General features: G+C 70.6%; 27 protein-coding genes and 1 tRNA gene. 10 read left to right on the top strand and 18 right to left on the bottom strand.

Features of this window, described 5'->3' with window-relative positions; translation table 11 throughout:
• Positions 1 to 12: 12 nt before the first annotated feature.
• The 3 genes from VIL67_RS17975 to VIL67_RS17965 are packed head-to-tail and all read right to left on the bottom strand — an operon-like array spanning position 13 to position 920.
• The gene (locus VIL67_RS17975) at positions 13 to 378 is read right to left on the bottom strand and encodes a response regulator (RefSeq protein ID WP_332050294.1); all 366 of its coding nucleotides are present in this window, start codon (positions 376 to 378) and stop codon (positions 13 to 15) included.
• Positions 375 to 680, bottom strand: coding sequence for an STAS domain-containing protein (locus VIL67_RS17970; protein ID WP_332050293.1), 306 nt, complete (start codon positions 678 to 680; stop codon positions 375 to 377). The genes VIL67_RS17975 and VIL67_RS17970 overlap by 4 nt, the downstream gene beginning before the upstream one ends.
• Before the next feature lie 3 nt (positions 681 to 683).
• Positions 684 to 920 carry a hypothetical protein gene (locus VIL67_RS17965; RefSeq protein ID WP_332050292.1) on the bottom strand — a complete coding sequence of 79 codons (237 nt, stop codon included), beginning with the start codon at positions 918 to 920 and terminating at the stop codon, positions 684 to 686.
• 349 nt (positions 921 to 1,269) lie between these two features.
• Between VIL67_RS17965 and VIL67_RS17960 the strand changes: the two genes are divergently transcribed.
• Together VIL67_RS17960 and VIL67_RS17955 are read left to right on the top strand one after the other, a co-directional pair.
• Complete coding sequence (locus tag VIL67_RS17960) at positions 1,270 to 1,728, top strand: MarR family winged helix-turn-helix transcriptional regulator (protein WP_332050291.1); 459 nt, start codon at positions 1,270 to 1,272, stop codon at positions 1,726 to 1,728.
• Between the two features lie 98 nt (positions 1,729 to 1,826).
• On the top strand, positions 1,827 to 2,621 hold the full coding sequence (locus tag VIL67_RS17955; protein WP_332050290.1) for a crotonase/enoyl-CoA hydratase family protein: 795 nt from the start codon (positions 1,827 to 1,829) through the stop codon (positions 2,619 to 2,621).
• A 3-nt stretch (positions 2,622 to 2,624) separates the two neighbouring features.
• On the opposite strand, the gene VIL67_RS17950 is transcribed toward VIL67_RS17955, so the two are convergent.
• From VIL67_RS17950 to VIL67_RS17935, 4 genes are all read right to left on the bottom strand, one after another.
• The gene (locus VIL67_RS17950) at positions 2,625 to 2,891 is read right to left on the bottom strand and encodes a glycosyltransferase family 61 protein (RefSeq protein WP_332050289.1); all 267 of its coding nucleotides are present in this window, start codon (positions 2,889 to 2,891) and stop codon (positions 2,625 to 2,627) included.
• A 257-nt stretch (positions 2,892 to 3,148) separates the two neighbouring features.
• Positions 3,149 to 3,225: transfer RNA gene (locus VIL67_RS17945), tRNA-Arg, on the bottom strand.
• A gap of 289 nt (positions 3,226 to 3,514) precedes the next feature.
• Positions 3,515 to 4,783, bottom strand: a complete 1,269-nt coding sequence (locus tag VIL67_RS17940) for a hypothetical protein (protein WP_332050288.1) — start codon at positions 4,781 to 4,783, stop codon at positions 3,515 to 3,517.
• A gap of 48 nt (positions 4,784 to 4,831) precedes the next feature.
• Positions 4,832 to 5,854, bottom strand: coding sequence for a P1 family peptidase (locus tag VIL67_RS17935; RefSeq protein ID WP_332050287.1), 1,023 nt, complete (start codon positions 5,852 to 5,854; stop codon positions 4,832 to 4,834).
• Positions 5,855 to 5,950: 96 nt separating this feature from the next.
• Here VIL67_RS17935 and VIL67_RS17930 point away from each other — a divergent pair, with 96 nt between their 5' ends.
• Positions 5,951 to 7,678: a gamma-glutamyltransferase family protein gene (locus tag VIL67_RS17930; protein WP_414696222.1), complete on the top strand. Its 1,728-nt coding sequence runs from the start codon at positions 5,951 to 5,953 to the stop codon at positions 7,676 to 7,678.
• On the opposite strand, the gene VIL67_RS17925 is transcribed toward VIL67_RS17930, so the two are convergent.
• The 4 genes from VIL67_RS17925 to VIL67_RS17910 form a co-directional block, all read right to left on the bottom strand.
• The gene (locus VIL67_RS17925; RefSeq protein ID WP_332050285.1) at positions 7,672 to 9,159 is read right to left on the bottom strand and encodes a sensor histidine kinase; all 1,488 of its coding nucleotides are present in this window, start codon (positions 9,157 to 9,159) and stop codon (positions 7,672 to 7,674) included. The genes VIL67_RS17930 and VIL67_RS17925 overlap by 7 nt on opposite strands.
• A gap of 75 nt (positions 9,160 to 9,234) precedes the next feature.
• Complete coding sequence (locus VIL67_RS17920; RefSeq protein WP_332050284.1) at positions 9,235 to 10,278, bottom strand: quinone-dependent dihydroorotate dehydrogenase; 1,044 nt, start codon at positions 10,276 to 10,278, stop codon at positions 9,235 to 9,237.
• Positions 10,275 to 10,616 (bottom strand): DUF952 domain-containing protein, encoded by a 342-nt coding sequence (locus VIL67_RS17915; RefSeq protein WP_332050283.1) that lies wholly within the window; start codon positions 10,614 to 10,616, stop codon positions 10,275 to 10,277. The genes VIL67_RS17920 and VIL67_RS17915 overlap by 4 nt, the downstream gene beginning before the upstream one ends.
• Positions 10,613 to 11,110, bottom strand: a complete 498-nt coding sequence (locus VIL67_RS17910; RefSeq protein ID WP_332050282.1) for a SixA phosphatase family protein — start codon at positions 11,108 to 11,110, stop codon at positions 10,613 to 10,615. Before VIL67_RS17910 ends, VIL67_RS17915 begins: the two co-directional genes overlap by 4 nt.
• 92 nt (positions 11,111 to 11,202) lie before the next feature.
• Here VIL67_RS17910 and metX point away from each other — a divergent pair, with 92 nt between their 5' ends.
• Both metX and metW read left to right on the top strand, forming a co-directional pair.
• The gene (metX, locus tag VIL67_RS17905; protein WP_332050281.1) at positions 11,203 to 12,360 is read left to right on the top strand and encodes a homoserine O-acetyltransferase MetX; all 1,158 of its coding nucleotides are present in this window, start codon (positions 11,203 to 11,205) and stop codon (positions 12,358 to 12,360) included.
• Positions 12,357 to 13,070, top strand: a complete 714-nt coding sequence (gene metW, locus VIL67_RS17900; protein ID WP_332050280.1) for a methionine biosynthesis protein MetW — start codon at positions 12,357 to 12,359, stop codon at positions 13,068 to 13,070. The genes metX and metW overlap by 4 nt, the downstream gene beginning before the upstream one ends.
• Before the next feature lie 3 nt (positions 13,071 to 13,073).
• Here metW and VIL67_RS17895 read toward each other — a convergent pair whose 3' ends face one another.
• Entirely contained in the window at positions 13,074 to 13,418 is a 345-nt protein-coding gene (locus VIL67_RS17895) for a P-II family nitrogen regulator (protein ID WP_332050279.1), read from the bottom strand.
• 310 nt (positions 13,419 to 13,728) lie between these two features.
• On the opposite strand from VIL67_RS17895, the gene VIL67_RS17890 reads away from it, so the two are divergent.
• Positions 13,729 to 13,926, top strand: a complete 198-nt coding sequence (locus tag VIL67_RS17890) for a hypothetical protein (protein WP_332050278.1) — start codon at positions 13,729 to 13,731, stop codon at positions 13,924 to 13,926.
• Between the two features lie 2 nt (positions 13,927 to 13,928).
• On the opposite strand, the gene VIL67_RS17885 is transcribed toward VIL67_RS17890, so the two are convergent.
• Together VIL67_RS17885 and VIL67_RS17880 are read right to left on the bottom strand one after the other, a co-directional pair.
• A complete protein-coding gene (locus VIL67_RS17885; protein ID WP_332050277.1) occupies positions 13,929 to 14,366 on the bottom strand; it encodes a response regulator in 438 nt (145 codons plus the stop codon).
• Positions 14,367 to 14,646: 280 nt separating this feature from the next.
• On the bottom strand, positions 14,647 to 15,069 hold the full coding sequence (locus VIL67_RS17880) for a DUF3597 domain-containing protein (protein WP_332050276.1): 423 nt from the start codon (positions 15,067 to 15,069) through the stop codon (positions 14,647 to 14,649).
• Positions 15,070 to 15,363: 294 nt separating this feature from the next.
• Here VIL67_RS17880 and VIL67_RS17875 point away from each other — a divergent pair, with 294 nt between their 5' ends.
• Positions 15,364 to 16,857: a glycosyltransferase family 2 protein gene (locus tag VIL67_RS17875; RefSeq protein ID WP_332050275.1), complete on the top strand. Its 1,494-nt coding sequence runs from the start codon at positions 15,364 to 15,366 to the stop codon at positions 16,855 to 16,857.
• The gene (locus VIL67_RS17870) at positions 16,857 to 18,077 is read left to right on the top strand and encodes a glycosyltransferase (RefSeq protein WP_332050274.1); all 1,221 of its coding nucleotides are present in this window, start codon (positions 16,857 to 16,859) and stop codon (positions 18,075 to 18,077) included. The genes VIL67_RS17875 and VIL67_RS17870 overlap by 1 nt, the downstream gene beginning before the upstream one ends.
• Here the strand turns inward: VIL67_RS17870 and VIL67_RS17865 are convergent.
• Positions 18,074 to 18,823: an ABC transporter ATP-binding protein gene (locus VIL67_RS17865; RefSeq protein WP_332050273.1), complete on the bottom strand. Its 750-nt coding sequence runs from the start codon at positions 18,821 to 18,823 to the stop codon at positions 18,074 to 18,076. The two genes, VIL67_RS17870 and VIL67_RS17865, sit on opposite strands and share 4 nt — an antisense overlap.
• Positions 18,820 to 19,287: an ABC transporter permease gene (locus VIL67_RS17860; RefSeq protein WP_332050272.1), complete on the bottom strand. Its 468-nt coding sequence runs from the start codon at positions 19,285 to 19,287 to the stop codon at positions 18,820 to 18,822. The genes VIL67_RS17865 and VIL67_RS17860 overlap by 4 nt, the downstream gene beginning before the upstream one ends.
• An 11-nt stretch (positions 19,288 to 19,298) precedes the next feature.
• On the opposite strand from VIL67_RS17860, the gene VIL67_RS17855 reads away from it, so the two are divergent.
• Together VIL67_RS17855 and VIL67_RS17850 are read left to right on the top strand one after the other, a co-directional pair.
• Positions 19,299 to 20,075 (top strand): glycosyltransferase, encoded by a 777-nt coding sequence (locus tag VIL67_RS17855; RefSeq protein ID WP_332050420.1) that lies wholly within the window; start codon positions 19,299 to 19,301, stop codon positions 20,073 to 20,075.
• 262 nt (positions 20,076 to 20,337) lie between these two features.
• Positions 20,338 to 20,985: an alpha/beta fold hydrolase gene (locus VIL67_RS17850; RefSeq protein WP_332050419.1), complete on the top strand. Its 648-nt coding sequence runs from the start codon at positions 20,338 to 20,340 to the stop codon at positions 20,983 to 20,985.
• Between the two features lie 399 nt (positions 20,986 to 21,384).
• Here the strand turns inward: VIL67_RS17850 and VIL67_RS17845 are convergent, their stop codons facing one another.
• The gene (locus tag VIL67_RS17845) at positions 21,385 to 22,290 is read right to left on the bottom strand and encodes a M23 family metallopeptidase (RefSeq protein WP_332050271.1); all 906 of its coding nucleotides are present in this window, start codon (positions 22,288 to 22,290) and stop codon (positions 21,385 to 21,387) included.
• Between the two features lie 193 nt (positions 22,291 to 22,483).
• On the bottom strand, positions 22,484 to 23,263 hold the full coding sequence (locus tag VIL67_RS17840; RefSeq protein ID WP_332050270.1) for a sulfotransferase domain-containing protein: 780 nt from the start codon (positions 23,261 to 23,263) through the stop codon (positions 22,484 to 22,486).
• Positions 23,264 to 23,316 lie beyond the last annotated feature (53 nt).

Raw genomic sequence — 23,316 nt, 5'->3', positions numbered from 1 at the left:
GACCGACTCCTCTTAGGCGGCGACGCGGCGGATCGCGTCCACCAGCTTCTCGGGGTTGAAGGGCTTCACGATCCAGCCCGTCGCGCCCGCGTCGCGGGCGCGCTGCTTCTTCTCAGGGCTGCTCTCGGTGGTCAGCACAAGGATCGGCACGGTGCGGTGCCGGTCGTCGGCGCGGACGCCCTCGATGAAGCCGTAGCCGTCCAGGCGCGGCATGTTGATGTCGGTGACGATGACGTCCGGCGTGGCGTCGTCCAGCACCTCCAGCCCATGCTGGCCGTCCTCGGCCTGCAGAACGGTGTAGCCCGCCTGCACCAGGGCCAGGCGGAGCATGTCCCGCATCGTGCGTGAATCGTCGACCGTGAGGATGGTCAGGCTCATGCCGCAAGCTCCGCGGGTTGGAAGTAGGTGGGGTAGGGCGCGCCAAGCAGCGCGAGGGTTTCGATGAAGGGCTCCGAGGGCTCGCTGACCGCGAACTGCGCGCCGTCTTCGGCCCAGGTGTTGCGGGCGGAGAGCAGCACCTGCAGGCACTGGGCGCCCAGTCGCTGGACGGCCGAAGCGTTCAAAGTGACGTCGCGACCGCGCAGCGCCATGAGCGCCTGGGCCAGCGGGGTCGCCGCCTTCAGGTCAAGGACTGGGGCCAGCTCCAAGCTGGCGGAGTTTGCGTCTTCGGGTGTGCCCATGGCCTAGAATTCTTTCCAGTTGTCCGCATCCGCACCGATCGCGGGGCCCGTCCAGCACAGCGGGGCGGCGTCGGCGGAGGCGGTCTTCATGGCGGGCGGCGGCGTCGCGGCGCCCGCAAGGCGAGCCGCCGGCTTTGCGGCGGTGGTGGCGGCGGGGTCTTGGCCAGGCGGCGCACAGTTGACGCCCGCCGCGGCGACAGCCGGGATCTTTCGGGAAATCCTCAGGTTGTTCAGCAGCACCGCACGAAGCCCCCTGTCGGCCAAGACGTGAAAAGGCCAACGCTGGACTTTTGATCGGTCGGTCCTTGAAAAATGATTACTGATCCATTCAGTACACCCGCGTATAACCGCTTACTGTGCAGATTATTAGCAAGATAAGGTGCTGAGTAGCTGCTGAATTAGCGGGAGAAAATGCTTCTCAAAGTCGTGTTGCGGCCGGTGGTGGCGGGCTCAAAGCCTCACACGCCAAGGTTTGGACACATTGTCGCATTGTGGCATTGACGACGCAGTATAGCTTCACCTGGCATACGATTACTCAGATCACGGATTGTCGGATCTCCCATTCGTCGCTCTTGGTGGAGCCCATTTGATGTCCATTAGTCACCGAGTTCCTTCCGACGCCGACATCCGCACGGCGCTCGCTCAGGGGCTCCTGCTCGCGGGCCGCCGGTGGCGTGCTCGGCTCAACGAGCGACTGAAGGTGATCGGCCAGACCGACGCCCGATGCGCCGCCCTGGCCGAGATCGCCGGAGCTCAGGACGGCGTCGTTCAGCGCGAACTCTCGCAGCGCCTGGGGGTGGAGGAGCCCACCGTGGTTCGCCTCATCGACGCGCTGGAGGCGCAGGATTGGGTGGAGCGGCGCGCCCACCATGGCGACCGCAGGGCCAAGGTGGTCCGGATCAAGCCGTCGGCGGCCCCGGTCATCGAGCAGGCCCAGGAGATCGTCGCCGATCTGCAGGAAGAGCTGTTCGCCGACATGAACCCCGCCGACCTGGACGCCTGCCTGCGCGTTCTCGGCCAGCTCTCCGAGCGTCTCGACCGCGACTGACGCGCCCAACCTTCGGGCCGCCGCAGAAATCGCTGGATGCTCCGGCGCTCGCGTCGCATTTGGCCTCTGAAAAAGCCCGCAGAGGACAGGAGCGAGGGATGGAGCTGATCACCGTCGAGCGACACGGCAAGGTCGCGGTGCTGACCTTGAATCGTCCGGACGCGATGAACGCTCTGGGCGCTCCGGGCGACGGCGAGCAGGTGGCCGCGGCCTGCGCCAGCATCAACGCCGACCCCTCGGTCCGCTGCGTCGTGCTCACCGGCGCCGGACGGGCGTTCTCCGCCGGCGGCGACGTGAAGGCGATGCAGGCCCGCACGGGCGCGTTCGCAGGCTCGGCGGTGGAGATCCGCGAGGGCTACCGCAACAACATCCACCGGGTCGTGCGGGCGATCTACGGCCTGGAGGTCCCCTCTATCGCCGCGGTTAACGGACCCGCGATCGGACTGGGCTGCGATGTCGCCTGCATGACGGACATCCGGATCGCGGCGGAGGAGGCGAAGTTTGGGGTCACCTTCCTGAAGCTGGGTTTGATCCCGGGTGACGGAGGCGCCTGGCTGCTGCCACGGACGATCGGCATGAGCCGCGCGGCCGAGCTGCTGTTCACCGGCGATGTGATCGACGCCCGCACGGCGTGCGACTGGGGCCTGGTCTCCAAGGTCGTGCCGCGGGACGGCCTCATGGACGCGGCGCTCGGACTGGCCGCGCGCATCGCCGAGCAACCGCCACATGCACTACGGCTGGCCAAGACCCTGCTCAAGCAGGGACAGACGGCCAGCTACGACACCCTGATGGAGATGAGCGCCGCCGCGCAGGCGATCAGCCACCTGACCGAAGACCATATGGAGGGGGTCAACGCCATCCTTGAGAAGCGGAAGCCCCGTTTCGCGGACTGAGGCTCAGCTCCAGTCCAGCAGCGCGCGGAACTCGTCTTCGGGGACCGAGAAGTCCCAGTGGATCGCCCGGTGCGCCGTCCGGGCGGTGATCTCGCCGTAGACGTCCTGGACCGGCAGGCCGAAGATCGATCCAAGGCTGTTCCAGGCGCAGCGCTCGGCGCGGGCGGTGACCGGATAGAGCACGGTGGCGCGGGCGTCGTCGCGCATGAACACCAGGTTCGCACACCATGCGCCGGCGTCCTCGTTGCTCAGGTTGCGGCCCCAGGACACACGCCGGATGAACAGCTTCCGGCGCGGGGTGTCGGGGGGTAGTTGCAGGGCTTCAAACGTCCGCCGCAGCAGGCAATGTGTTCGGCGTTGAAGCTGAAGTTGCAGAAAGTGGAAGTAGTTGGCGGGTACAGCAGGTTCATCGGGACGCCGTCCTGCTGCAGGTGGGCGATGAGGTCGGGCGCGCGAGCGAGCTGGAACTGGGGCCGCCGTCCGCACCCTTCGCGCCGAGAACGCCACAATGGAAAAGGGGAAAGAAATGGCGCGCCCGGAACGATTCGAACGTCCGACCCTCAGATTCGTAGTCTGATGCTCTATCCAGCTGAGCTACGGGCGCGCACCGCCTTTCGGCGAGAGGCGGCTATCTAGCGTCGGATCGTGGGCCGTTCAACCCATATCCGCGCCATCGTCACGAATCCCGGATCGAGCCGCCAGGGCGCCGTAGAGGTGTGCGCGCAGGCTCTCCGGCGAATTCCACGTCAGGACATCCAGGATGGGGAGCCCTCGACCCAACGCGTAGGGGTCGGTCTCGTCGCGAAGCGGGATCGATGAACTTGAGTTGGATCCCGGGCTCGGCCCATTCGGGTACGACGATGGACTCGCCTGGGTCGGGCTGTAGTCGCGCCTCAGGGGATCGGCACCGGGACGCCGAGCGCCCCGCCCAGACCCTTCATGATCTGGCGGCGGCGATCGGCCTTGGACGGCGGCTGTTCCTGGGCCGGCTGGCTGCGGCGGCCGGGGCGCGCCGCATCCTCATCCCCGGCGCCCATTCCGGGCATGGGCTGGCCGAGCAGGCCCCCGGTGTCGGACCGGTAGCGCACCTTCACGGCCCATTGCCGGTCCCAGGGGGCCTTCGGGTCGGACGGACGGGGGGGATAGACGAAGTTGGCCTCCGGCCCGTAGGCGGCGAGCTGCACCATCGCCTGCGGTGCGGCGTCCAGCACCTCCTTCGGGACGGTGCAGCTGGTGGTCTGCGGCCCTATCAGGGCCTTGGCGGCCACGAGGCGGGTCACGTCGCCCGGCGCGATATAGTCGGGCAGGCTGAAGGCGGACGACTGCACCTCGGACGACGTCCACAGGACGACCGTGTCCTGGCCGCCCCCAATGGCCGTGGCCAGGTAGGCCTGAGCGTTGGGCACGGCGTTCCAGCCGAGCTGGCCGGACCCCGTCGGGTTCTTGGCGTTGGTGGTGAGGGTCAGGGGCGCCAGGAAATCCTGCGCCTGGCTGAGCGCGAAGCGGATCTCCGGGCTGTAGTTGCCGCGGACCGTGTGGTCGCCCACCAGCGAGCCGTCGCCCGGCACCTGGGTGCGGGTCTTCTCGTTCGGCCATTCGCCGTAGGTTGCGTTGCGGCCAGGGGAGGGGGGCTGCATGGCGGTGAGGTTCAGGCCGCGGCTCAGCGCCTCGAAGCCCGGCGGAAGCTTGCCCGGCTCCATCTTGGCGAAATCGATGACGATCGGCTGACCGGCCTTGGCCCGTTCCGCGCAGCCCCAGAAGATCAGCATCTTGCCCTTGGGCCGCTGGAAGTCCTGCGGGGTCGGCGGCGTGTCTTCAGTCTTCTGGGCCGGTTGGCGCTTCGGGGTGACCAGGGGCAGGCTGGCGCCCACCTTGAGCCCCGCAGGCGGCAGGTGCTCGGCCGAGGCTTCACCCGCCGGCTTGGACGACGAGCCGAGCTGCAGGCTGAGCGTCCGGGTGACCGAGCCGCCGCGCAGCATCTGCATCATCTGCATGGGGGACGGAGCGCCGCCGGCGCCGGGCATGCCGAAGCCGGTGTGGGTCTGGGCGCTCATCCAGTAGGTGGCGACGGGACCCGTCACCTTCTGCTGCGGCTGTGGGGCGGCCCCGCCCGCCAGCACCGCCGCGCCGCCCAGCAGCACCACCTTCAAACCCGTCCGCATCTCGCCACTCCCGAACCTTGGAAACGGCGCCGCTTAGCAGCAGTCGGGTCAGCCCGGAAGGTCGCGCCAGGTGACCGGGGTCACGCCGGGCCAAGCCGTCGCCGCGTAGACGCCCCGCGCCACCGCGCGCGCCAGGCAGTCGGCCGCCAGGGCGCCCAGGCGCGCCAAGGTGAAGTTGACCGGGTCGGCCAGGGCCCGCGCGCCGGTGGAGAGGGCGAACACCACGTCGCCGTCGAACGGTGCGTGCACGGGGCGGATGGCGCGGGCCAGCCCGTCCTGCGCCATCACCGCCAGCCGCTTCGCCTGAGCGGGCGTGAGCGCAGCGTCCGTGGCGACGCAGGCGATGGTGGTGTTCCGCAGCGCCGCCGCGCCTTTCGACAGCCCCCAGTCGTCAGGGGCCGCACGGAGGCCGCCGCCCCCCAGGCCGCCGAACTCGTCGCCAATCTCGTAGGGGCCGGCCCAGAAGGTGCGTCCACCCGGGGCCACCACCGAGCCGAAGCAGTTCACCGCGGCGAGCGCGCCGACGGTGACGCCCTCGGCGCTCACCACCGACGCCGAGCCGACGCCGCCCTTGAGCGCTCCGGCCATAGCGCCGTACCCCGCGCCGGCGGTGCCGAGCTCGAAATCCGCTCCGGCCGCGGCGACGGCCGCGCGGCCAAGCTCGCGGTGCGGCGGCTGCTCGCCCCAAGCCTTGTCGCCGCCATTGGCCATGTCGAAGAGGATCGCCGCCGGCACGACGGGCGAGGGCGGCACGTCCGGCTGGGCGGCGAGCGCATAGCCGCGACCGCGCGCACCGAGCCACGCCACCACGCCGTCGGCCGCGGCCAGGCCGTAGACCGAGCCGCCGGAGAGCACGACGGCGTCCACCGCCTCCACGAGGTTCTCGGGGGCGAGGGCGTCGGTCTCGCGGGTGCCCGGGGCCCCGCCTCGCACATCCACCGCGCAGACCGCCCGCGCGTCGGGAAGGATGACCGTCACCCCGGTGCGAGCGCGGGCGTCCTGCGCCTGCCCCACCTTGAGGCCGGGGACGTCGGTGATCAGGTTGCGGGCGCCGGGGCCTGGAAGCTGCATGGGCAAGGGCTCGCACGGCTTGGCGTTTGTTGTCCACGCAAGGCGGCCTTAAAGGTGGCGGTCCCAACGCCCGGAGCCCGCCTGCCAGTGCCGATCCTGAAGCGTCTCGCCGTCCTCGCCCTCGTGGGCGCGCTCGCCGCCTGCAGCACCAACCCGACGTCCCCTGATGCGCCCGCCGCGAGCCTGCCCGCCACCCAGGGCGCGGCGCGTCACGCCATGGTCGCCGCGGCGAACCCGATGGCGGTCGAAGCCGGGCTGAAGGTCCTGCGCGCCGGCGGCTCGGCGGTGGACGCAGCGGTGGCGGTGCAGGCGGTCCTCGGGCTGGTGGAGCCGCAGAGCTCGGGGCTCGGCGGCGGCGCCTTTCTCACCTACTACGACGCCAGGACCCGTTCGGTGACCGCTTACGACGGGCGGGAGACGGCGCCCCGGGCCGCCACCCCCGAGCTGTTCCTGGGCCCGGACGGCAAGCCTCTGAACCGCACCGAGGCGATCCTGTCCGGTCGCTCCACGGGCGTGCCGGGCGCGGTGGCCATGCTGGCTATGGCTCAGGCCGAGCACGGCCGGCTGCCGTGGAACCGGCTGTTCGGCGACGCCGAGCGGCTGGCCGACCAAGGCTTCGTGGTCCCGCGCCGGATGGGCGAGGCCGCCAACTCCCGCGCCCCCCAAGCCCAGGCGCCGGACGCCGTCGCCTACTTCACCAAGCCGGACGGAACGCGGATCCGGCCCGGCGACACCTTCCGCAATCCTGCCTACGCCGCCACCGTACGCAGGATCGCAGCCGAAGGTCCCAAGGCGATTTTGGAGGGCGAGATCGCCGAGGCGATCGTGGCTCGGCTGGCGCGCGACCCGCTGCCGGGCGCCATGACGCTGGCCGACCTCAGGTCCTACCGGCCGAAGAAGGGTCCCGCCCTGTGCCGGCCGTACCGGGTCTATGTGGTCTGCACGCCGGGCGCGCCGTCCGGCGGCCCGGCGGTGCTGCAGGGGCTGGGCCTGCTAGAGCGCACCGAGGTGGCGTCCCGCGGGCCACAGGACCCGCAGGGCTGGTACCTGTTCAGCCAGGCGAGCCGGCTGATGTACGCCGATCGCGACCGCTACATCGGCGACCCGGCGTTCGTGGATGTGCCGGTGGAAGGGCTGCTGGAGCCCGCCTACCTCGACGCGCGCGCCAAGCTGATCGACCCCGCGAAGGCCGGTCCGCCGCCGCCGCCGGGAAGCCCCCGCGGCGCGGGGGTTCGCGCGCCGGACCGCACGGCCGAGGTGGCGGGCACCACCCACTTCGCCATCGTCGACGCCTGGGGCAACGCCGTCTCCATGACGACCACCGTCGAGAGCATCTTCGGCTCCGGCCGGATGGTGGCCGGCTTCTTCCTCAACAACCAGCTCACCGACTTCTCCTTCCAGCCGGTGAACGCCGACCGCACGCCCGCGGCCAATGCGGTGGCGGGCGGCAAGCGGCCCAGGTCGTCCATGGCGCCGGCCATCGTGCTGGACCGGCAGGGCCGGTTCGTGGCCGCGGCGGGTTCGCCCGGCGGTCCGGCGATCCTGGCGTACAACCTGAAGACCATGGTGGGGATGCTGGACTGGAAGCTGCCCGTGCAGTCGGCGATCGACCTGCCGAACCTCATCGCCTCCGGCTCCTTCTACGCCGCCGAGGTGGACAAGTTCGCGCCGGAGGTGGCCGCCGGGCTGGCGGCCCGCGGCGTGCAGCTGCGGTCCGGAGCCGGGGCCGAGGGCTCAGGCCTGCACGGGATCGAGCGCCTGCCGGACGGCTCGCTGCGCGGCGGGGCCGATCCGCGGCGCGAGGGGGTGGCGCTGGGCTACTGAGGCTGGCTGCGGGCGGCCCGGCTGCGGGCCGGCGCCCGCGGCGGCGCGCCCGGGAGGCGCAGCTCGAAGGTCGAGCCCGCCTCGCCGGTCTCGAGCAGCGACAGGTCGCCCCCATGGCCATGGGCCAGCTCCCGGGCGATCGCCAGGCCGAGGCCGGCGCCTTCGGGGCGGGTCGAGCCGGCGAAGGGCAGGAAGAGGCGGTCGCGGGCCCTGGCCGGAATGCCCGGGCCGTTGTCGGCGATGCGCACGAGGCTCGCCGCCTCGGCTTGTTCAAGGCTCACCCGGATGCGGCCGGGCTCGGTGCGGCCGGCCTGGTGCTCGATGGCCTCCCGGCCATTGCGCAGCAGGTTCACCAGGATGCGGTGCAGCTGGTCGGGGTCGGCGATGACCTGCTCGCCGCCGGCCACCTCGCAGACCAGCCGCACGCCGTCGTCGGAGAGGCGGGCCTCCTCGGCGGCCGCCTCCAGGGCCTCCACCAGGCGCACCGGCCGCGCCTCGGGCGCGGCCTCCTGGGTCTTGCCGTAGGTCAGCACGTCGGACGCCAGCTTCACGGCCCGGTCCAGGGCGCGCTCCAGGCGGGGCAGGGCCTGGCTGACCTTCGGGTCCTTGAGAGCGGCGAGACGCTCGGACGCGATCTGGGCGCTGGTCAGCATGTTGCGCAGGTCGTGGTTGATCTTGGCCACCGCCTCGCCCAGGGCGGCCAGCCGGGCCCGGGAGTTCAGGGCGGCCCGCAGGTCGGCCTGCATGCGGTCGAGCTCGGCCTCGGCGCGGCCGATCTCGTCGCGACGGCCGGAGGGCTCCACCCGGGCCTGCGGGTCGTCCGGATCGGCGCGGAACCGCTCCATGGCCCGGGTGATCCGCTGCATCGGCCGCACCAGGAACAGGTTCAGCGACAGGTAGACCAGCACGCCCGCCAGGGTGGACACGAAGGCGACGATGATGATCAGCCGCCAGAGATAGCCCCACAGCTCCTGCTTCAGCTCGGCGTCCGGGGCGACGACCTCGACGTATTCGGCCTGGATGAAGCGCGGCCGGGCGCGCACCCGCACGTAGCGGCCCTCGCCGCCGAACAGGGTGTTGAACGGGCCGACCAGCCAGGGGCCCGGACCCTGCTGGCGCAGGTCGATCAGGTAGGGGCGCTGGGGCCGGCGTGCGCCCTGCAGGACCAGCCTGAGGCCCACGTCCGGCGTGGAGATCGCCACCCACTCCACCCCGGCCCCCTGGAGCAGCTGCTCGCGCTGGCGAAGGGTCATGCGCTCGGGCGCGATGTCGGAGATGCGCGAGATGGTCTCGGCGGCGCGCACCCGGTCCAACAGCCAGCTCTCCTGGTAGGCCGCCAGGGCGGGGGGCAGCGCCATCATGCCGCCGGCGGCCACGAACAGGAAGGTGAGCGTGAGCAGGCGCGCCGACAGGCCGCCCGGCCAGAAGAGGCGGCGCCTGTCCGGCCTGGGAAGTTCCTGCGGCGTGGGCGCGTCCGCCATGGACACTCCCGTTAAATCACTGGACTAGCTTGGGCAACGCGCCCCGGCTGGGTTGGTTGGCTCTTAGCCGATTGCTCAGTTTGCGCCCACGGCTTCGCCCACCGCGCGAAATCCCTCGGCGCGCAGGATCTGGGCGAGCTCGCGCTTGATGCGGGCGACCAGGCCTGGGCCCTCGTAGACCAGGGCGGAATAGAGCTGCACCGCGGCCGCGCCGGCCCGCAGCTTGGCGTACGCCGCCTGGCCGCTGTCGACGCCGCCCGCGCCGATCAGCACGAGCCGGCCGTCTGCGATCGCCGAGAAGCGCGCCAGCATGCCGGTGGAGAGCGCCTGGAGCGGGGCCCCGGAGAGGCCGCCGGTTTCGTCCCGGAAGGGCGAGCGCAGCTCCGGCCGGCCGATCGTGGTGTTGGACACGATGATCCCCTGGAGGCCGGCGCCCAGCACCGTCTCGACGATGGCTTCGGCCTCGCCGTCGGCGAGGTCGGGCGCGACCTTGAGGAACATCGGCGCCCGCCCCTCCGCGGGCAGGGCGTCGCGCGCCTCGGCCAGGCGCCCGAGCAACTCCTCCAGCGCCGCCCGGGTCTGCAGGGCCCGCAGGCCCGGCGTGTTCGGCGACGAGATGTTGATGGTGAAGTAGCTGGCCAGGCCCCAAAGCCGGCGCAGGCAGCTCACGTAATCGGCGACGCGGTCCGCGGAGTCCTTGTTCGCGCCGATGTTGGCGCCCACCACGCCCGGGCCGCGGCGCGCCAGGCGGGCGGCGAACGGCTCGAGGCCCTGGTTGTTGAAGCCCATGCGGTTGATCACCGCGCGGTCTTCGCTGAGCCGGAAGAGCCGCGGGCGCGGGTTGCCGACCTGGGGGAGGGGGGTGACGGTGCCGCACTCCACGAAGCCGAAGCCGGCCCGCAGCATCGGCGCGAACACCTCGGCGTTCTTGTCGAAGCCGGGCGCGAGGCCGACAGGATTCGGCAGCTTCAGGCCGGCGAGTTCGGTGGCGAGGATCGGGTCGTCTCGGCCGGCCCTGGGGCCGAGCCCCGCCTTGAGGCTGGCGATGGCGGCGCCGTGCGCGTCCTCGGGGTCGAGCCGGTGAAGGGCGCGGGTGGCGAGGCCGTGCAGCAGGCTCATGCGAGCGCCGGCAGGACGGGCGCGCCGTCTGCGCCCAGGGGCGCGGCGGCGACGCTGCGGACGAGGGCGGTGTCCAGGGCGCCGTAGAGGTGCGGGAAGAGGTCGCCGCCCCGGGAGGGCTCCCAGCGCAGTCCCTCGCCGAGATCCCCGGCCTCGACCTCGAGCACCACGAGGTCCGACTGGCCGGCGAAGTGGCGGCGGGCGGTCTCCTGCGCCTGGGCGGCGGTGGAGAAGTGGATGAAGCCGTCCTTCAGGTCGACCGCGGAGCCTTCGAACCGCCCGGCGGCTTCGGCGGCGGCCCACTCTGCGCGGGCGAGGATCTTGTAGATCCGGCTCAATCCCCACGCTCCGGATAGAAGAGGCCGTCGAAGGCCGGGCGGCCGTTGGCGTCGATCAGGAAGACGGCCGCCGCCGCCGGCGGGAAGTGGCGGGCGGCCCGGGCGATCAGCGCGGCGGGCGCCTGGCCTTCCGTCAGCAGGTCGACGGCGAGCTCCTGCAGGCCGGGATTGTGCCCGACGACCATCACCGTGCGGCACGCCTTGCCAGCCTTCTCGGCCGCCTGGCGGATGGAGCCCGCGTCGGCGAGGTAAAGCTCTTTCTCGAACCGCACCTCGGCCCCGGCGAAGACCGGCTGGGCGGCGGCCCAGGTCTCGCGGGTGCGGGCGGCGGGGGAGACCAGCGCCAGGTCGGGCTTCATGCCCAGGTCGGCCAGGTTCTCGCCCATGGCGGCCGATTCGCGGACGCCGCGCGCGGCCAGCCGGCGGTCGAAGTCGTCTCCGCTGGCGGAGTCCGGTTCGGCCTTGCCGTGCCGCAGGAGGATCAGACGGTCCATGAAGATTCGAGCCCTTGGGCGGTCCTCATAGCGGGCTGCGCCGCGCCTGCGAAGCCATTGACAGTGAAAGGGGTTGGCCGTCTTGAAAGCCCATGGACGACACCTCGCCCCTGAGTCCGGCGATCGAGGTCGGCGGCGGAACCTGGAAGTTCCCCGCCAGCCGTCCACTGCGCCTGGACTCCGGCGCCACGCTGGCCCCGCTGGAGGTGGCCTACAAGACCTACGGTCGGTTGAACGAGACGAAGACCAACGCCGTCCTGGTCTGCCATGCCCTGACGGGGGACCAGCACGCCGCCTCCCCGCATCCGATCACCGGCAAGCCGGGCTGGTGGGACCGGGTGATCGGGCCCGGCCTGCCGCTCGACACCGACCGCTACTTCGTGATCGCCACCAATGTGGTGGGCGGCTGCATGGGGTCCAGCGGCCCCGCCTCCATCAACCCGGAGACCGGCGCCCCCTACGCCCTAAGCTTCCCGATGATCACCATCGCCGACATGGTGCGCGCCCAGGCCATGCTGGTCGACGCCATGGGGATCGAGACGCTGTTCGCGGTGGTCGGCGGCTCGATGGGCGGCATGCAGGTTCTGCAGTGGGCGGCGGACTATCCGGAGAAGCTGTTCAGCGCCGTCTGCATCGCTTCGGCAGCGCGTCACTCGGCCCAGAACATCGCCTTCCACGAGGTTGGCCGCCAGGCGATCATGGCCGATCCCGACTGGCGGGGCGGCGACTACGAAAAGGCCGGCGTCAGCCCATCGAAAGGCCTGGCCGTGGCCCGCATGGCCGCGCACATCACCTACCTTTCCGAGGCCGCCCTGCAGCGGAAATTCGGGCGCGAGCTGCGCAAGGACGGGCTTTCCTGGGGCTTCGACGCGGATTTCCAGGTGGAGAGCTACCTGCGCCACCAGGGCGCCAGCTTCGTGGATCGGTTCGACGCCAACTCCTACCTCTACATCACCCGGGCGCTCGACTACTTCGACCTGGCCGGCAGCCACGGGGGCGTGCTGGCCCAGGCGTTCCAGAAGGCGCGCGGCGTGCGGTTCATGGTGCTGTCGTTCTCGTCGGACTGGCTCTACTCGACCGCGGAGAGCCGCGACATCGTGCGCGCCCTGAACGCCGCCGGTTGCCGAGCGAGCTTCGTCGAGATCGAGACCGACAAGGGCCACGACGCCTTCTTCCTCGACGAGCCGCAGCTTGACGCCACCCTGCGCGGCTTCATCAGCTCGACGGCCCAGGCGCGAGGGCTGGTTTGAGCGCCGTGCGTGAGGATTTCCGCGAGATCCTGCGCCTGGTGCGGCCCGGCTCGCGGGTGCTCGACGTGGGCTGCGAGGACGGCGGGCTGCTGGAGCTGCTCACCCGCGAGAAGCAGGTGGACGGCCAGGGGCTGGAGATCAGCCCGCAGGGCGTGGCGGCCTGCCTGGCGAAGGGCCTCGCCGTCGTGCAGGGGGACGGCGACCGCGATCTCGACCACTTCCCGACCCGCAGTTTCGACTACGCCATCCTGTCCAAGACCCTGCAGCAGATGCGCGAGCCGAAGCACGTCCTGAACGAGCTGCTGCGCATCGCCGACCAGGCGATCGTGTCGGTGCCGAACTTCGGCCACTGGCGCATGCGGGTGTCGCTGATGACCCGCGGCCGCATGCCGGAGACCCGCGCCCTGCCGGATCCCTGGTGGTCGACGCCGAACATCCATCTCTGCACCCTGCGCGACTTCACGGACCTCTGCCGCGACCTTGATCTACGGATCGACGCCTGCGCCGCCCTCACCAGCGGCAAGCCCGCGCGGGGCATCAACCCCGAGAAGGCCCTGGAGAACTGGCGCAGCGAGTCGGCGCTCTTCCTGCTGAGCCGGCGCGCGGAGGCGCGGCCCGAAGCCACTCCCACCGACCTGTTCGGCGAGGTGGCCGTGCCGAAGGCGGAGGCGCCGGCGAAGGCTCGGGCGCGGCGGAAGGCGAGGGCTTGAGCGTCAGCCCGCGATGGCCGCGGCGTCGCGGTCGCCGGTGCGGATCCGCAGCGCCTGCTCCAGGTCCAGGACGAAGACCTTGCCGTCGCCGATCTTGCCGGTGTTGGCCGAGCGCTGGATCGCCTCGATGACCGCCTCCACGATGTCCGAGGGCGCAGCGATCTCCAGCTTCACCTTCGGCAGCAGCTTCACCTCGTACTCGGCGCCACGGTAGACCTCGGTCTTGCCGCGTTGGCGGCCATAACCCCTCACTTCGGTCACGGTCAGGCCCGAGGCTCCTGCCTCCGTCACGGCTTCGAGCACCGCATCCAGGCGGCTGGGCTTGATGATCGCGATGATCATCTTCATGCGCTGGCACTCCAGTCTTCGGCGCCTCGGAAGCTAAGGCCTTCCCGCCGCCGCGCCTAGTGGTCCCGCTGGAACCCGCGCCGGTTCCCCCGGGTTGTCAGCCGTCCCCCGAGCCATGGTGGCCCCGGGTGAAGCAGAGGACGAGATCCTTGTCGCCAAGGGCGCGCGCCGTGCAGGTGAAGCGGACGACCGATGGGACGCGGGTGGAGGTCTACACCCTTCCCAGCGGCGCGAGGCTATACGTTCCGCTGGTGGCTTCCTGGAACTTCAAGGCCGCGCGTTCCGCCCTGGCTCAGGCCGAAGCGCGCCGGTGAGCCGCAACGACCTTATCGTGGCCCGCGCCGGCGAGCGATGGGGCGTCAGCGCCGGCCGTGAGCTGCTGGCGGTGGCCGAAACAAAGCGGGACGCGCGGCGCCTGGCGGGCGAGGCCGCCAAGATCCTGCGAGCCAGCGGCGGCGAGTCGAAGGTCGTGGTGAAGGGCGAACGCCGGACGTTCAAACCCGATTAGGACTAGCCCGCGGCGGCCAGGGTTCGATCGCTGGTCCAGTCCCCGAACACCTCGAGGCCCCTCGGCAGCCGGGCCGGCCGGCGCCCGCGGGCGAGCGCCGCAGCGACGGGAACGGTCTCCACCAGGGCGTCGAAGTGGAACGGCTTCGTGAGCACGCCCAGCGCCGCATCGCTGGCCTGCCGAGCCTGCGCCAGCTGACCTGTGACGAAGACGGACGGCACGCCGAGCCGCGCCTTGAGGTCACGCGCCAGGGCTACGCCTTCGTCGTGTCCGGCCAGATTGATGTCCACCAGGGCCAAATCCGGCCGGTGCTCCGCCGCCAGGCGTTCGGCCTCGGCGACACTGCTCGCCGGCCCTAGCACGTCATAGCCCGCGTCCAAGAGCTCCCACTCGATGGACGCCGCAATCATGGGTTCGTCTTCAACGACGAGAACAAGCACCAGCCCGCCTCCGCATCACGAACCGCCCCCGAGCGGTCATTGATGGCGCAACCAGCGGGTGCGATCCAGAACTGCAGCGCGACCTACGGTGCGGCAGAATGGCGCAGCTGCGCAGTTGAGGAGAACAAATCGCGCATATCCACCAACACGCCTGCCCGCGGGAAAGACGTAGGCGTGGAGCAAGCCGGGATCGCCGGAAGTAACGCAGCGTCCCGGCGCAAGCAAAGCTGAGCCGTAAATACGGCGCAGCTTTGCCAGATCGCGGGGCTTTACAGTGAAGCTAGCGAAGGGAATCCGGAACGAGGCCGCCGTTCTCGGAGAGCTTGCGCATCACCGCCTTGTGCAACCAAACGTTCATCGTGGCGGAGTCGCCCATGTCGCCGGTGTAGCCGAGCTCCTGCGCCAGAGCCTTGCGGTTATCCAGGCTGGAGTCGATCGACAGCAGCTTCATCAGGTCGACGATGGAGTGGCGCCAATCCAGCTTCTGCGGATTGTCCTGGGCCATCACGTTGAGCACGGCCTCCACATCGACCGCGCCCATCGGGGGCGGCGCGGCGGCCGGCGTGGGCTGCGCGACCTGGGCCTGCGCCTGCGGCTGCTGAGCCACCTGCGGCTGGGTGGTGGGCGCGGCGGACGGCCGGGTCGCCGCGTGGGCTTCGCCGCGCTTGAAGATCTTGGACATGATCGAGCCGAAGACGCTCATCTGACGCTCCATTCGAGTCTGGGGTCGGGGAAACGCGCGCGCCGCGGATTGGCGCCACGGAGGGCGGTTCGCCGCCTTTGCGGAGGGGCGTGCGTCTGCTAAGCGGCCCCATGCCCGCCCCCTCCCCTCAGAAGCGACCGACCCCGGCTCGCCGCGCGTCCCGCGCGACCGGTCCGAGCGAGTCCGAGCTCCTGCGCCGGCGGCTCGAAGCCGCCGAGCGGCACATCGAGGCCCTGCGCGAGGAGATCGCAATCCTGCAGGAAGTCCGGCGGGAGCAGGCGCTGCGCATCGATCATGCGCTCCACGTCGTGGCGGCTCACCCGGCCGCTGCGCGCGCTGGTGCTGCTGTTGCGCGGCGAGATCACCTTCGCCGACATCTTCGCCCGGCTCGGCCTGCGGCGCCGCGAAGCCGCCCGTCCGGAGCCGGTCGCCTGGCCGGCCGACCCCGGGCCCTTGCCGGGGGAATCGCTGGCTGCGACGCCGGCGGCGAGCCTGCCGCCGCTGCGTTCGCTGCAGTTCCCGCTGCCGGGGAACCTGACATGGCTGCCGGAGCTGACGGGAGAGGCGCTGGAGCCGCTGGACGCCACCGTCTCAGTGATCATCCCGACCTACAACGCAGGCGCCGAGTTCTACTGGCTGCTGCGCAAGCTCAAGGCCCAGCGGGGCCTTGCCGGGGTCGAGATCGTCGTCGTCGATTCGGGCTCGAGCGACGGCACTGACACCCTGGCCGAAGCGCACGGCTGCACCGTCGTGCGGATCCCGAACAGCGAGTTCTCGCACAGCCACGCGCGCAACCTCGGCGCCGACAACGCCAGCGGCGACCTCTACCTGTTCACCGTCCAGGACGCCTATCCGTCGAGCGACACCTGGCTCTACACCCTGGCGCGCGCGCTGCTGCGGCCGGCGACGGAGGAGGAGCGGGTGTCCGCGCTCTCCTGCACGGAGTTCCCGCGGCGCGACAGCGAGCTGCTCTACAACGCCGGCGTGGACACCCACTACGCCTTCCTGGGGTGCCGCGACTCCGACCGGCTGGGCGAGATGACCGGCCGCGACCACATGGCCCTGCGCTCGCAGGGGCAGCTCAGCGACGTGGCCTGCCTGATCCCGGCCGAGACCTTCCAGTCCTATCGGTACGAGGGGCGTTACGCCGAGGACCTGATCCTGGGCGTGCGGATGATCCGCGAAGGCCACCGCCTGGCGATGGTCTCCTCGGCGAAGATCATCCACTCGCACAACCGTCCTGCGCGCTATCACCTGAAGCGCACCTTCGTGGACGTGCTGTTCCTGCGCGACGTGTTTCCCGACTTCGGCCAGCCGATCGTCGAGTCGGTGCGCGGGATCGTCGCCGCGGCCGCAGCCCTGCATGCCCTCTACGCCCGCTGGACGCCCGTCGCCGGCGAGCTCGCGGGCGAGCAGATCGCCGAGTTCGCCCGCCGCGCTCGTCGGGCGCACGTGGACGAGGCGCATCCGGCCATCGTCCACTTCGGGTTCGAGCCGCTCGGCCCTTGGCTCGAAGAGGCGATCGCCGAGGATGCGAAGCCCGCGCGCTGGGACGCCGAACTGACCCGCAACATGTTCGCCGACCGGCTCGAAGGCCTCGCCGTCTTCGCCGGCCGCGTCTACGGCGTGGCCGATGAGGCGCTGGCCGTGGAAATGCGCGCGGCGGTCGAGAAGACGCTGGCGTCCACCGTGGGGGCTTTGCTCGCCTACCTCTACGCCGGCCACTCGGAGCGCGCCCGCCCGGAGCGCATGCGCGTCCTCTACGACCTCATGCTCGCGGGCGTCTGATGCGTATCCTCTATGTCGTCCATCAGTTCTTCCCGGAATACGGGGGCGGAACCGAGCACGTCACCCTGAACCTCGCCAAGGCGGCGCAGCGCGACGGCCATTACGCGGAGGTGCTCACCATCACCGTGGGCGAGGCGCCGGCGAAGCCCGGCTACACGGTGGAAGGCGTGCCGGTGTTCGCCATCGGCCAGGCGGTCGGCGACGCCCCGCTGCAGCTCGGGTATGGCCAGGAGGGCAGCCTTACCGAGCGCGTGGAGCGCTACCTGGACAGCCGCCCCGGGTTCGACGCCGTCCATGTGATGCACGCGTTCCGGCTCGTGGAGGCGGTGGAGGTGCTGGCGAGGCGCCGCATCCCCTACGCCGTGACGCTGACCGACTTCTTCACGATCTGCCACCGCATCAACCTGGTCCGCCTGAACGGCGAGCTCTGCCCCGGCCCCGAGCGCGGCGCGGCCTGCGCGAACTACTGCCGCATCCCCCTGGTCGAGGAGGACGCCTACGGCGAGCGCTACGAGCGGCTGGCGGGACTGCTGCGCCAGGCCTCCGCGGTGGTTGCGGTGTCGGAGTACGTGGCGGAGCGCTATCGGGAGCAGGTTCCGGGCCTCAAGGTGCTGGTCGTCGGCAACGGCGTCGACCTGCTCAAATTCGGACCGCCGCAGCCGCGCGCCGCCGACCGCCCGCTGACCTTCGGCTACCTGGGCACGGTTTCGGAGGCCAAGGGCGCCGACCTGCTGGCCGCCGCCTTCGCCCACGCCGCGCCGCAGGGTGCGGTGCTGCGCATCGTCGGCCCCTGCTACGACGACGCGCTCGCCGAAAAGATTCGCGGCTTCGGCCCGGCGATCTCGCTGGAGGGGCCGGTGGCGGCGGACGCGGTGCCGGCGGTGCTGACGGGTTTCGATGTGCTCTGCGTCCCCAGTCAGGTGCCGGAGTCGTTCTCGCTGGCCCTGCACGAGGGCTTCGCCGCGGGCCTGCCGGCCCTGGTCTCCGATCTCGGCAACATCGGGCAGGTGGTCGCCCGGCACGGCTGCGGCCGCGTCGTGGCGCCGGCCTCCAGCCTGGAGTCCTGGGCCGAAGCGATCGGCGACACCGCGGCCCGCCCGAAGGCGCTCGACGGCTGGCGCGAGGCCCTGCCGCTGCCGCTGCGCAGCGAGGAGGAAGCCTTCTTCTATAGCCAGCTCTACCGCGGTCTGGCTCAGCTCCGGTCGCCCGCGGCGGCCTAGGCCGCCAGCAGCTCGTCGAGCTTGCGGATGTCGGTGACGGGGGAGGCGACGCCGCCCTCCAGGCGCATGACCTTGTTGCAGTAGCGCCGCAGGATCTCGTGGTCGTGGCTGGCCAGCACGAGGATGCCGGCGTGCTCCACCAGCTTGAGCAGCCGCTTGTGGGCCATCTTCTGGAAGTCGGCGTCGCCTACCGCGATCCACTCGTCCATCAGCAGGACGTCGGCCTCCACGGCGGTGGCGGCGGCGAAGGCCAGCCGGGCCTGCATCCCCGCCGAATAGGTCTTCACCGGCATGGCCAGGAAGGGACCGAGGCCGGTGAACTCGGCGATCTCGCCCATCCGCTCCTCGATCTCCTTGGACGAGAGGCCGGCGATGCGGCCGCGCAGGCGGATATTGTCGTAGCCGGTGGCGGTCGGGTCGATGCCCAGGCCGAGGTCGAGAAGGGCGGCGATGCGGCCGCGCACCTCGATCTGGCCCTCGTCGGGCTCGTAGGCCCCCGAGAGCGCCCGCAGCAGGGTGGTTTTGCCCGAGCCGTTGTGGCCGATCAGCCCGAGGCGGTCGCCCGCCTTGAGCTCGAGGTTCAGGTTCTGCAGGGCCGTGACGTCGGTGGAGCCGTGGTGCTGGCCCAGCCGACCGCCCACGGTGATGTTCGCCAGGTGCTTCTTCAGCGACTTGGCGTCGACGCCATAGACCGGGAACCGGATGGTCAGCTCCCGGCAGGAGACGGTGACGGGGGGAGCCTTCATAGGTAGTGCACGATCCGGCGGCGGGTGACCGCAAAGACGCTGAAGGTCAGGGCCCAGCCGCCCAGCGCCATCACGGCCAGGACAGTGTAGCTGAGCGTCGAGACGGGCGCGCCCAGCAGCGGGGCCCGGACGGCCTCGAGCATGTGGTAGAACGGGTTCAGGGTCAGGAAGGCGTGCTTGTCGCCGAACTTGCTCGCCTGCCAGAAGACCGGCGTCATGAAGAAGGCGAACTGCATCACCGAGGCGACGATCTGGGGGATGTCCCGAAAGCGCGCCGAGGCGATGGCCGCCAGCATGCTCATCCACGAGACGTTCAGCGCCAGGAAGACGACGCCGACCAGCGCCACCGCGGGGTTGGCCTGCTTCCAGGCGCCGAACCACAGCAGGACCGCCACCACGATCACCAGGTGGTGGCCAAGGTTGATCACGTTGCGCAGCACCGTGCGCCAGAGGAAGGTGAACATCGGCAGACAACATCCAGGAAACCTTCGGGCTCACGCCCATCGAGGCGATGGCCGCGGGCCTGCCCTGCGTGGTCACCGACTGGAACGGGTACAAGGACACGGTGCGGGACGGCGAGGATGGCTTCCGCATCGCCACCCGGGCGCCCGGTCCCGGCAATGGGGCGGACCTCGCCTACTGGTACTCGAACGCCTGGGTCAATTACGACAACTACGTGGGGGCCACCGGCCAGTTCACGGCCATCGATTACGGGGCGGCGACGACGGCCATCCTCGCCCTCGTGTCCAATCCCGACCTCCGACAGCGCATGGGCGCCCAGGCCAAGGCCCGGGCGCGGGAAGTGTTCGATTGGGCGGCGATCATCCCGCAGTACCAGGCGCTTTGGGAGGAACTGAACGCCCGGCGCCGCGCCTCCGCCCCCCAGCCGCCGTCGACGATAAATCCGTTCCGTCCGGACCCGTTCACGCTCTTCAAATCCTACCCGACCGCCTATTCCAGCGGGCACGACATCGTGGAACTCGCGCCCGGGATGGACTGGGCGATGGCGGAGCCGATCCTCACCAGCCCCCTGGCGAGCTACAGCGCCTTCAACCGTCCCAACGTGGAGGAAGCCAAGAAGTCGGTGGCGTGGCTGAGCGAGCGCTCCAGCGCCACCGTCGCGGAACTGGCCGCAGCCGTGGCAAGCCCGAGCCGGCGCTCACACATGATCCGCGGCGTGCTCTGGCTGGCGCGCTACGGGATCGTGACCCTCCGCTCGCCAGCGGAACCGGCCGTGGAGCCAGGCTCCTGAAATCCAACGGCCGGGCGGCGAACCTCGCAGTTCACCGCCCGGCCAAAGCGACACAGCCATGGAGAGCTAGGCTGACACGACACTCTAACCCAAAGCGCTACCACGCGAAACGGAAACCCTCGCCACTGGACAAATAAGTTGGAGGCCTTGAACCGCGCCGGTTCGGGGAGTGAGTTTGAGGATAGAAACCGTCACGAGCCTGGGGCCGATTTGGCTTCATGGGGAGCTCACCGGGTCCTCCACGCGGCCCGTCTTGATCGTTGTGACCGGCACCTTTGCGGAGGCCGACGTCCTGTCGCATGCGGCTCCGTTCCTCCCGGGCTGCGACGTTCTGCGAACGCACCTCCCGGGCAATCACTGCCCCCCATTGATCACCACCTCGGTCGGCGCGTTCTCCGCCGCCCTTAGAGAGGCCATCACGCAGCTTTTCGGCGCTCGGCCGATCGTGGTGGTAGGATTGTCGGTCGGTGCGCTTGTGGCCCTTGGGCTGCGCCACCCGAACGTCCGCCGGATCGTGGCGATCGAACCGCCCATTTTCACGCGTCATCTGTGGCCTCTGGCGGAGGGCTTCGGCCAGATGCCGCTCACCGAGATGCAGAAGAACTTCGTTTGGCAGGTGCTGGGTTTCCGCGGCGACCAGATCGAGGGCCGCGACTACTCCGCTCTCGTCGCGGGTCTCACCACGCCGACAATTCTCATGCTGGGAGACGAGCCTCTGTGGCCGCGGCGAGAGCTGTCGCATCTACCGAGCCTGGTGGATGATGAAGCGCGCGCGCTGCTGATGTCCCATCCAAGCATTCGAACCCAGGTGCTGCCGGGAGTTGGTCACAACATTCCGAGACAAGCGCCGATGGATTTCCTGCGCGCCATGCAGCAGGCCTGCGCCGAAGCGGCGTCCGCAAACCCCTAGCGGCCGGAGGCGACCTGCCAGACCTCGTCATCAAAGACCTTTCCGCGGAGCATGGGCTGGCGGTCAGCGATGGCCTCATCCGCGCCGGTCTGTACGAAGCCGCGCTGGCCGTGCTGCGCAAGGTGCTGCCACAAGCCAGCGGCAAGGCGCGTCCCGACCAAAGCCGCACGCTTCGCCGCCCACAGCACCGTCTGCAGCTTCCAATGTAGGCCAGCCACGGCGCTCGACCGACTCTATCCGCGCCTGTCGCCAGGCGGAGCCATCCTCTTCGACGATTATGGCTGGTTGCCGTCCCGCGCCCAGTTCGATGCGGAACGGCGCTGGTTCGCCGAGCGTGGCCTGGAAGTTCTGCTGCTTGCCACCGGGCAGGGCCTTTTCCTCAAGCCCGGCTGCGAGATCTCACAGCCTGAGGGTGAAGCGACGAACACTTGGCGGCAGGTCCGGGCGCAGGATGCGGGCCTCGGCGGCGTAGCTTCCCACCGGCCAGGCGGCCCCGGGCCGGCGCTTGCCCACCAGCATGAAGTATTCGGCTTTGCTGCGCTCCACGGGCGCGTGGGTGTCGGTGGCCAGCACAGCCCCGTCCGGCCCCCGCAGCGTCAGCTGTGCGCGGTCGCCCGCGCGCAGATTGATCGCCGTGACGTAGGCGACGAGATAGGCCGAGGTGCGGTCAGGCGTTGGAATGCCGCCCTGCTCGATGGAAGGGCCCGTCACCGGGCCCGGTGCGAAGCCGGTGTTGAAGATGACGCCAGGCTTGTAGGCCAGCCCGCGGGCGGCCTGCGCGGTCCAGAGCGAGGCCTGAGGCTGGCAGCTGGCGGCCAGCGCCGCGTTCGGCGCAAAGGGATCCACCACCTGCCCGTCCTTCCAGACGGTGACGTGCACGTGCGGGAACTCGGTGGCTCCCGACAGGCCGACCTGGCCCAGCCGTTGCCCGGCCGCCACGCGCTGGCCGACAGCGACCGAAAGGCTGCCGCGCGCCATATGGCAGGTCTGGGTGACCCAGCCGCCGCCGTGGTCAATGGCGACTCCGTTGCCGCACATGCGGGGGTCCGACGGCGCGCCGGGCGCATCGCTCATGATGTCCGGCATCTCGTCCCGGACGCCGGTCACCACCCCGGGGGCCACGGCCAGCACGTCGACCCCGCGCCGCTGGGCCGCAACGTCGAGGATGCGGATATCGACGCCGGAGTGCTTGTCATAGGCCGCCGTCCCGCAGCGGTAGTCCTTCACGCCGGGCCCGGCGTCGAGGTCAACATAGTTCTGCACCTCGCAGGTGCGGCCGAGTTCGCAGGCGATCGGAAGGGCCATGCTGAACCCTCCGCCGGCGGGGGCCACGGGGGTGGACGGGCCGGGCTGGTCCGGGGGCGCAGCGGCGAGGGGCGCGGGCGCTGCTTGCGCCGCCTGCGCCTGTGGGCGGTCGGCTCCCGGGCTGCAGCCGGCAAGAAGGGTCAGGAAGGCCAAGGCTGGACGTCTCATGCGGCCAGCTTGCCACGAATTGTGGCTAGTCGAAGCCGATCCCGGTGAGCTCGCGCAGCCGCGCCATGTCGCGGGCATAGAGCTGTCGCAGGAAGTCCACGTCCTCGGCGGTAAGGCGGGACGGGTATTCCATCTGTCGGCCGACGTGGACCTCTCGGGGCGTGGGGTCGGGGCCCGGCGGCGCGCCGATGAAGGCGCGCACCTGCGCCAGGACCGGTCCCGGCTGGCTTCGCAGATCCTCGGCCTCGAGGATCAGCACCTGCTCGCGCGGGAAGAGTTCAAACAGCCGTTCCACCTGCTCGCCATAGAAGCCCCGCTCCACATACGAGAATTCCCGGTGATGGCCCCAAGGCTCGCCGGCGAACAGCCGCTGGCGTCCTTCGCGGATGCACCAGGCAAAGGGTTTGGTTTCTGCCCCGCGCGCGTACTCCATGCGCCAATGCGACCACGCCCGCTGCACCGGATCACGCAGCAGCAGGATCAGCTTCATGGCCGGATTGTAGGCCCGGATGCGCTCCAGGCAGTTGGGCCAGTAGATGTAGATGGGCGTGGCTTCGCCCATCGGCCGGCCGGCCGCGGCGTCCCAGTGGGCGTGGTAGGCGGCGTAGTCAGGCCGGCTCCAGTCCTGCGCCTCGTCGTCGAAGAAGTGGACTTCCTTGACGCGAGGCAGGGCCAGACCGGGCTCGTCGCCCAGATAGTCGAACAGCGCCGTGGTGCCGCCCTTCTGGACGCCGGCGACGATGAAGCTGACCTGCGGTTCCGCGCCCATGGCGCCGTCAATCACCCGCGGCGCGGCGTCGGGCAAGCCCCGGCGTCGCAAGGGCCTTCGCGGGGCGTGAACGACACGCTAAGAGGAGC

The sequence above is a fragment of the Phenylobacterium sp. genome (assembly GCF_036563385.1).
Lineage (GTDB): Bacteria > Pseudomonadota > Alphaproteobacteria > Caulobacterales > Caulobacteraceae > Phenylobacterium.
Note: the sequence above shows the minus strand (reverse complement) of the source record. Positions and strands in the feature narration are given on the sequence as shown.

Coding starts and splice junctions, on each gene's coding strand:
- VIL67_RS17845 (WP_332050271.1), bottom strand. CDS start 22,290: ATGGCCCTTCCGATCGCCTGCGAACTCGGCCGCACCTGCGAGGTGCAG.
- VIL67_RS17920 (WP_332050284.1), bottom strand. CDS start 10,278: ATGAGCCTGCTGCACGGCCTCGCCACCCGCGCCCTTCACCGGCTCGAC.
- VIL67_RS17925 (WP_332050285.1), bottom strand. CDS start 9,159: ATGGCGGACGCGCCCACGCCGCAGGAACTTCCCAGGCCGGACAGGCGC.
- VIL67_RS17975 (WP_332050294.1), bottom strand. CDS start 378: ATGAGCCTGACCATCCTCACGGTCGACGATTCACGCACGATGCGGGAC.
- VIL67_RS17875 (WP_332050275.1), top strand. CDS start 15,364: ATGCGCTCCACGTCGTGGCGGCTCACCCGGCCGCTGCGCGCGCTGGTG.
- VIL67_RS17955 (WP_332050290.1), top strand. CDS start 1,827: ATGGAGCTGATCACCGTCGAGCGACACGGCAAGGTCGCGGTGCTGACC.
- VIL67_RS17970 (WP_332050293.1), bottom strand. CDS start 680: ATGGGCACACCCGAAGACGCAAACTCCGCCAGCTTGGAGCTGGCCCCA.
- VIL67_RS17895 (WP_332050279.1), bottom strand. CDS start 13,418: ATGAAGATGATCATCGCGATCATCAAGCCCAGCCGCCTGGATGCGGTG.
- VIL67_RS17910 (WP_332050282.1), bottom strand. CDS start 11,110: ATGGACCGTCTGATCCTCCTGCGGCACGGCAAGGCCGAACCGGACTCC.
- VIL67_RS17960 (WP_332050291.1), top strand. CDS start 1,270: ATGTCCATTAGTCACCGAGTTCCTTCCGACGCCGACATCCGCACGGCG.
- VIL67_RS17880 (WP_332050276.1), bottom strand. CDS start 15,069: ATGAGCGTCTTCGGCTCGATCATGTCCAAGATCTTCAAGCGCGGCGAA.
- VIL67_RS17935 (WP_332050287.1), bottom strand. CDS start 5,854: ATGCAGCTTCCAGGCCCCGGCGCCCGCAACCTGATCACCGACGTCCCC.
- VIL67_RS17870 (WP_332050274.1), top strand. CDS start 16,857: ATGCGTATCCTCTATGTCGTCCATCAGTTCTTCCCGGAATACGGGGGC.
- VIL67_RS17860 (WP_332050272.1), bottom strand. CDS start 19,287: ATGTTCACCTTCCTCTGGCGCACGGTGCTGCGCAACGTGATCAACCTT.
- metX (WP_332050281.1), top strand. CDS start 11,203: ATGGACGACACCTCGCCCCTGAGTCCGGCGATCGAGGTCGGCGGCGGA.
- VIL67_RS17940 (WP_332050288.1), bottom strand. CDS start 4,783: ATGCGGACGGGTTTGAAGGTGGTGCTGCTGGGCGGCGCGGCGGTGCTG.
- VIL67_RS17865 (WP_332050273.1), bottom strand. CDS start 18,823: ATGAAGGCTCCCCCCGTCACCGTCTCCTGCCGGGAGCTGACCATCCGG.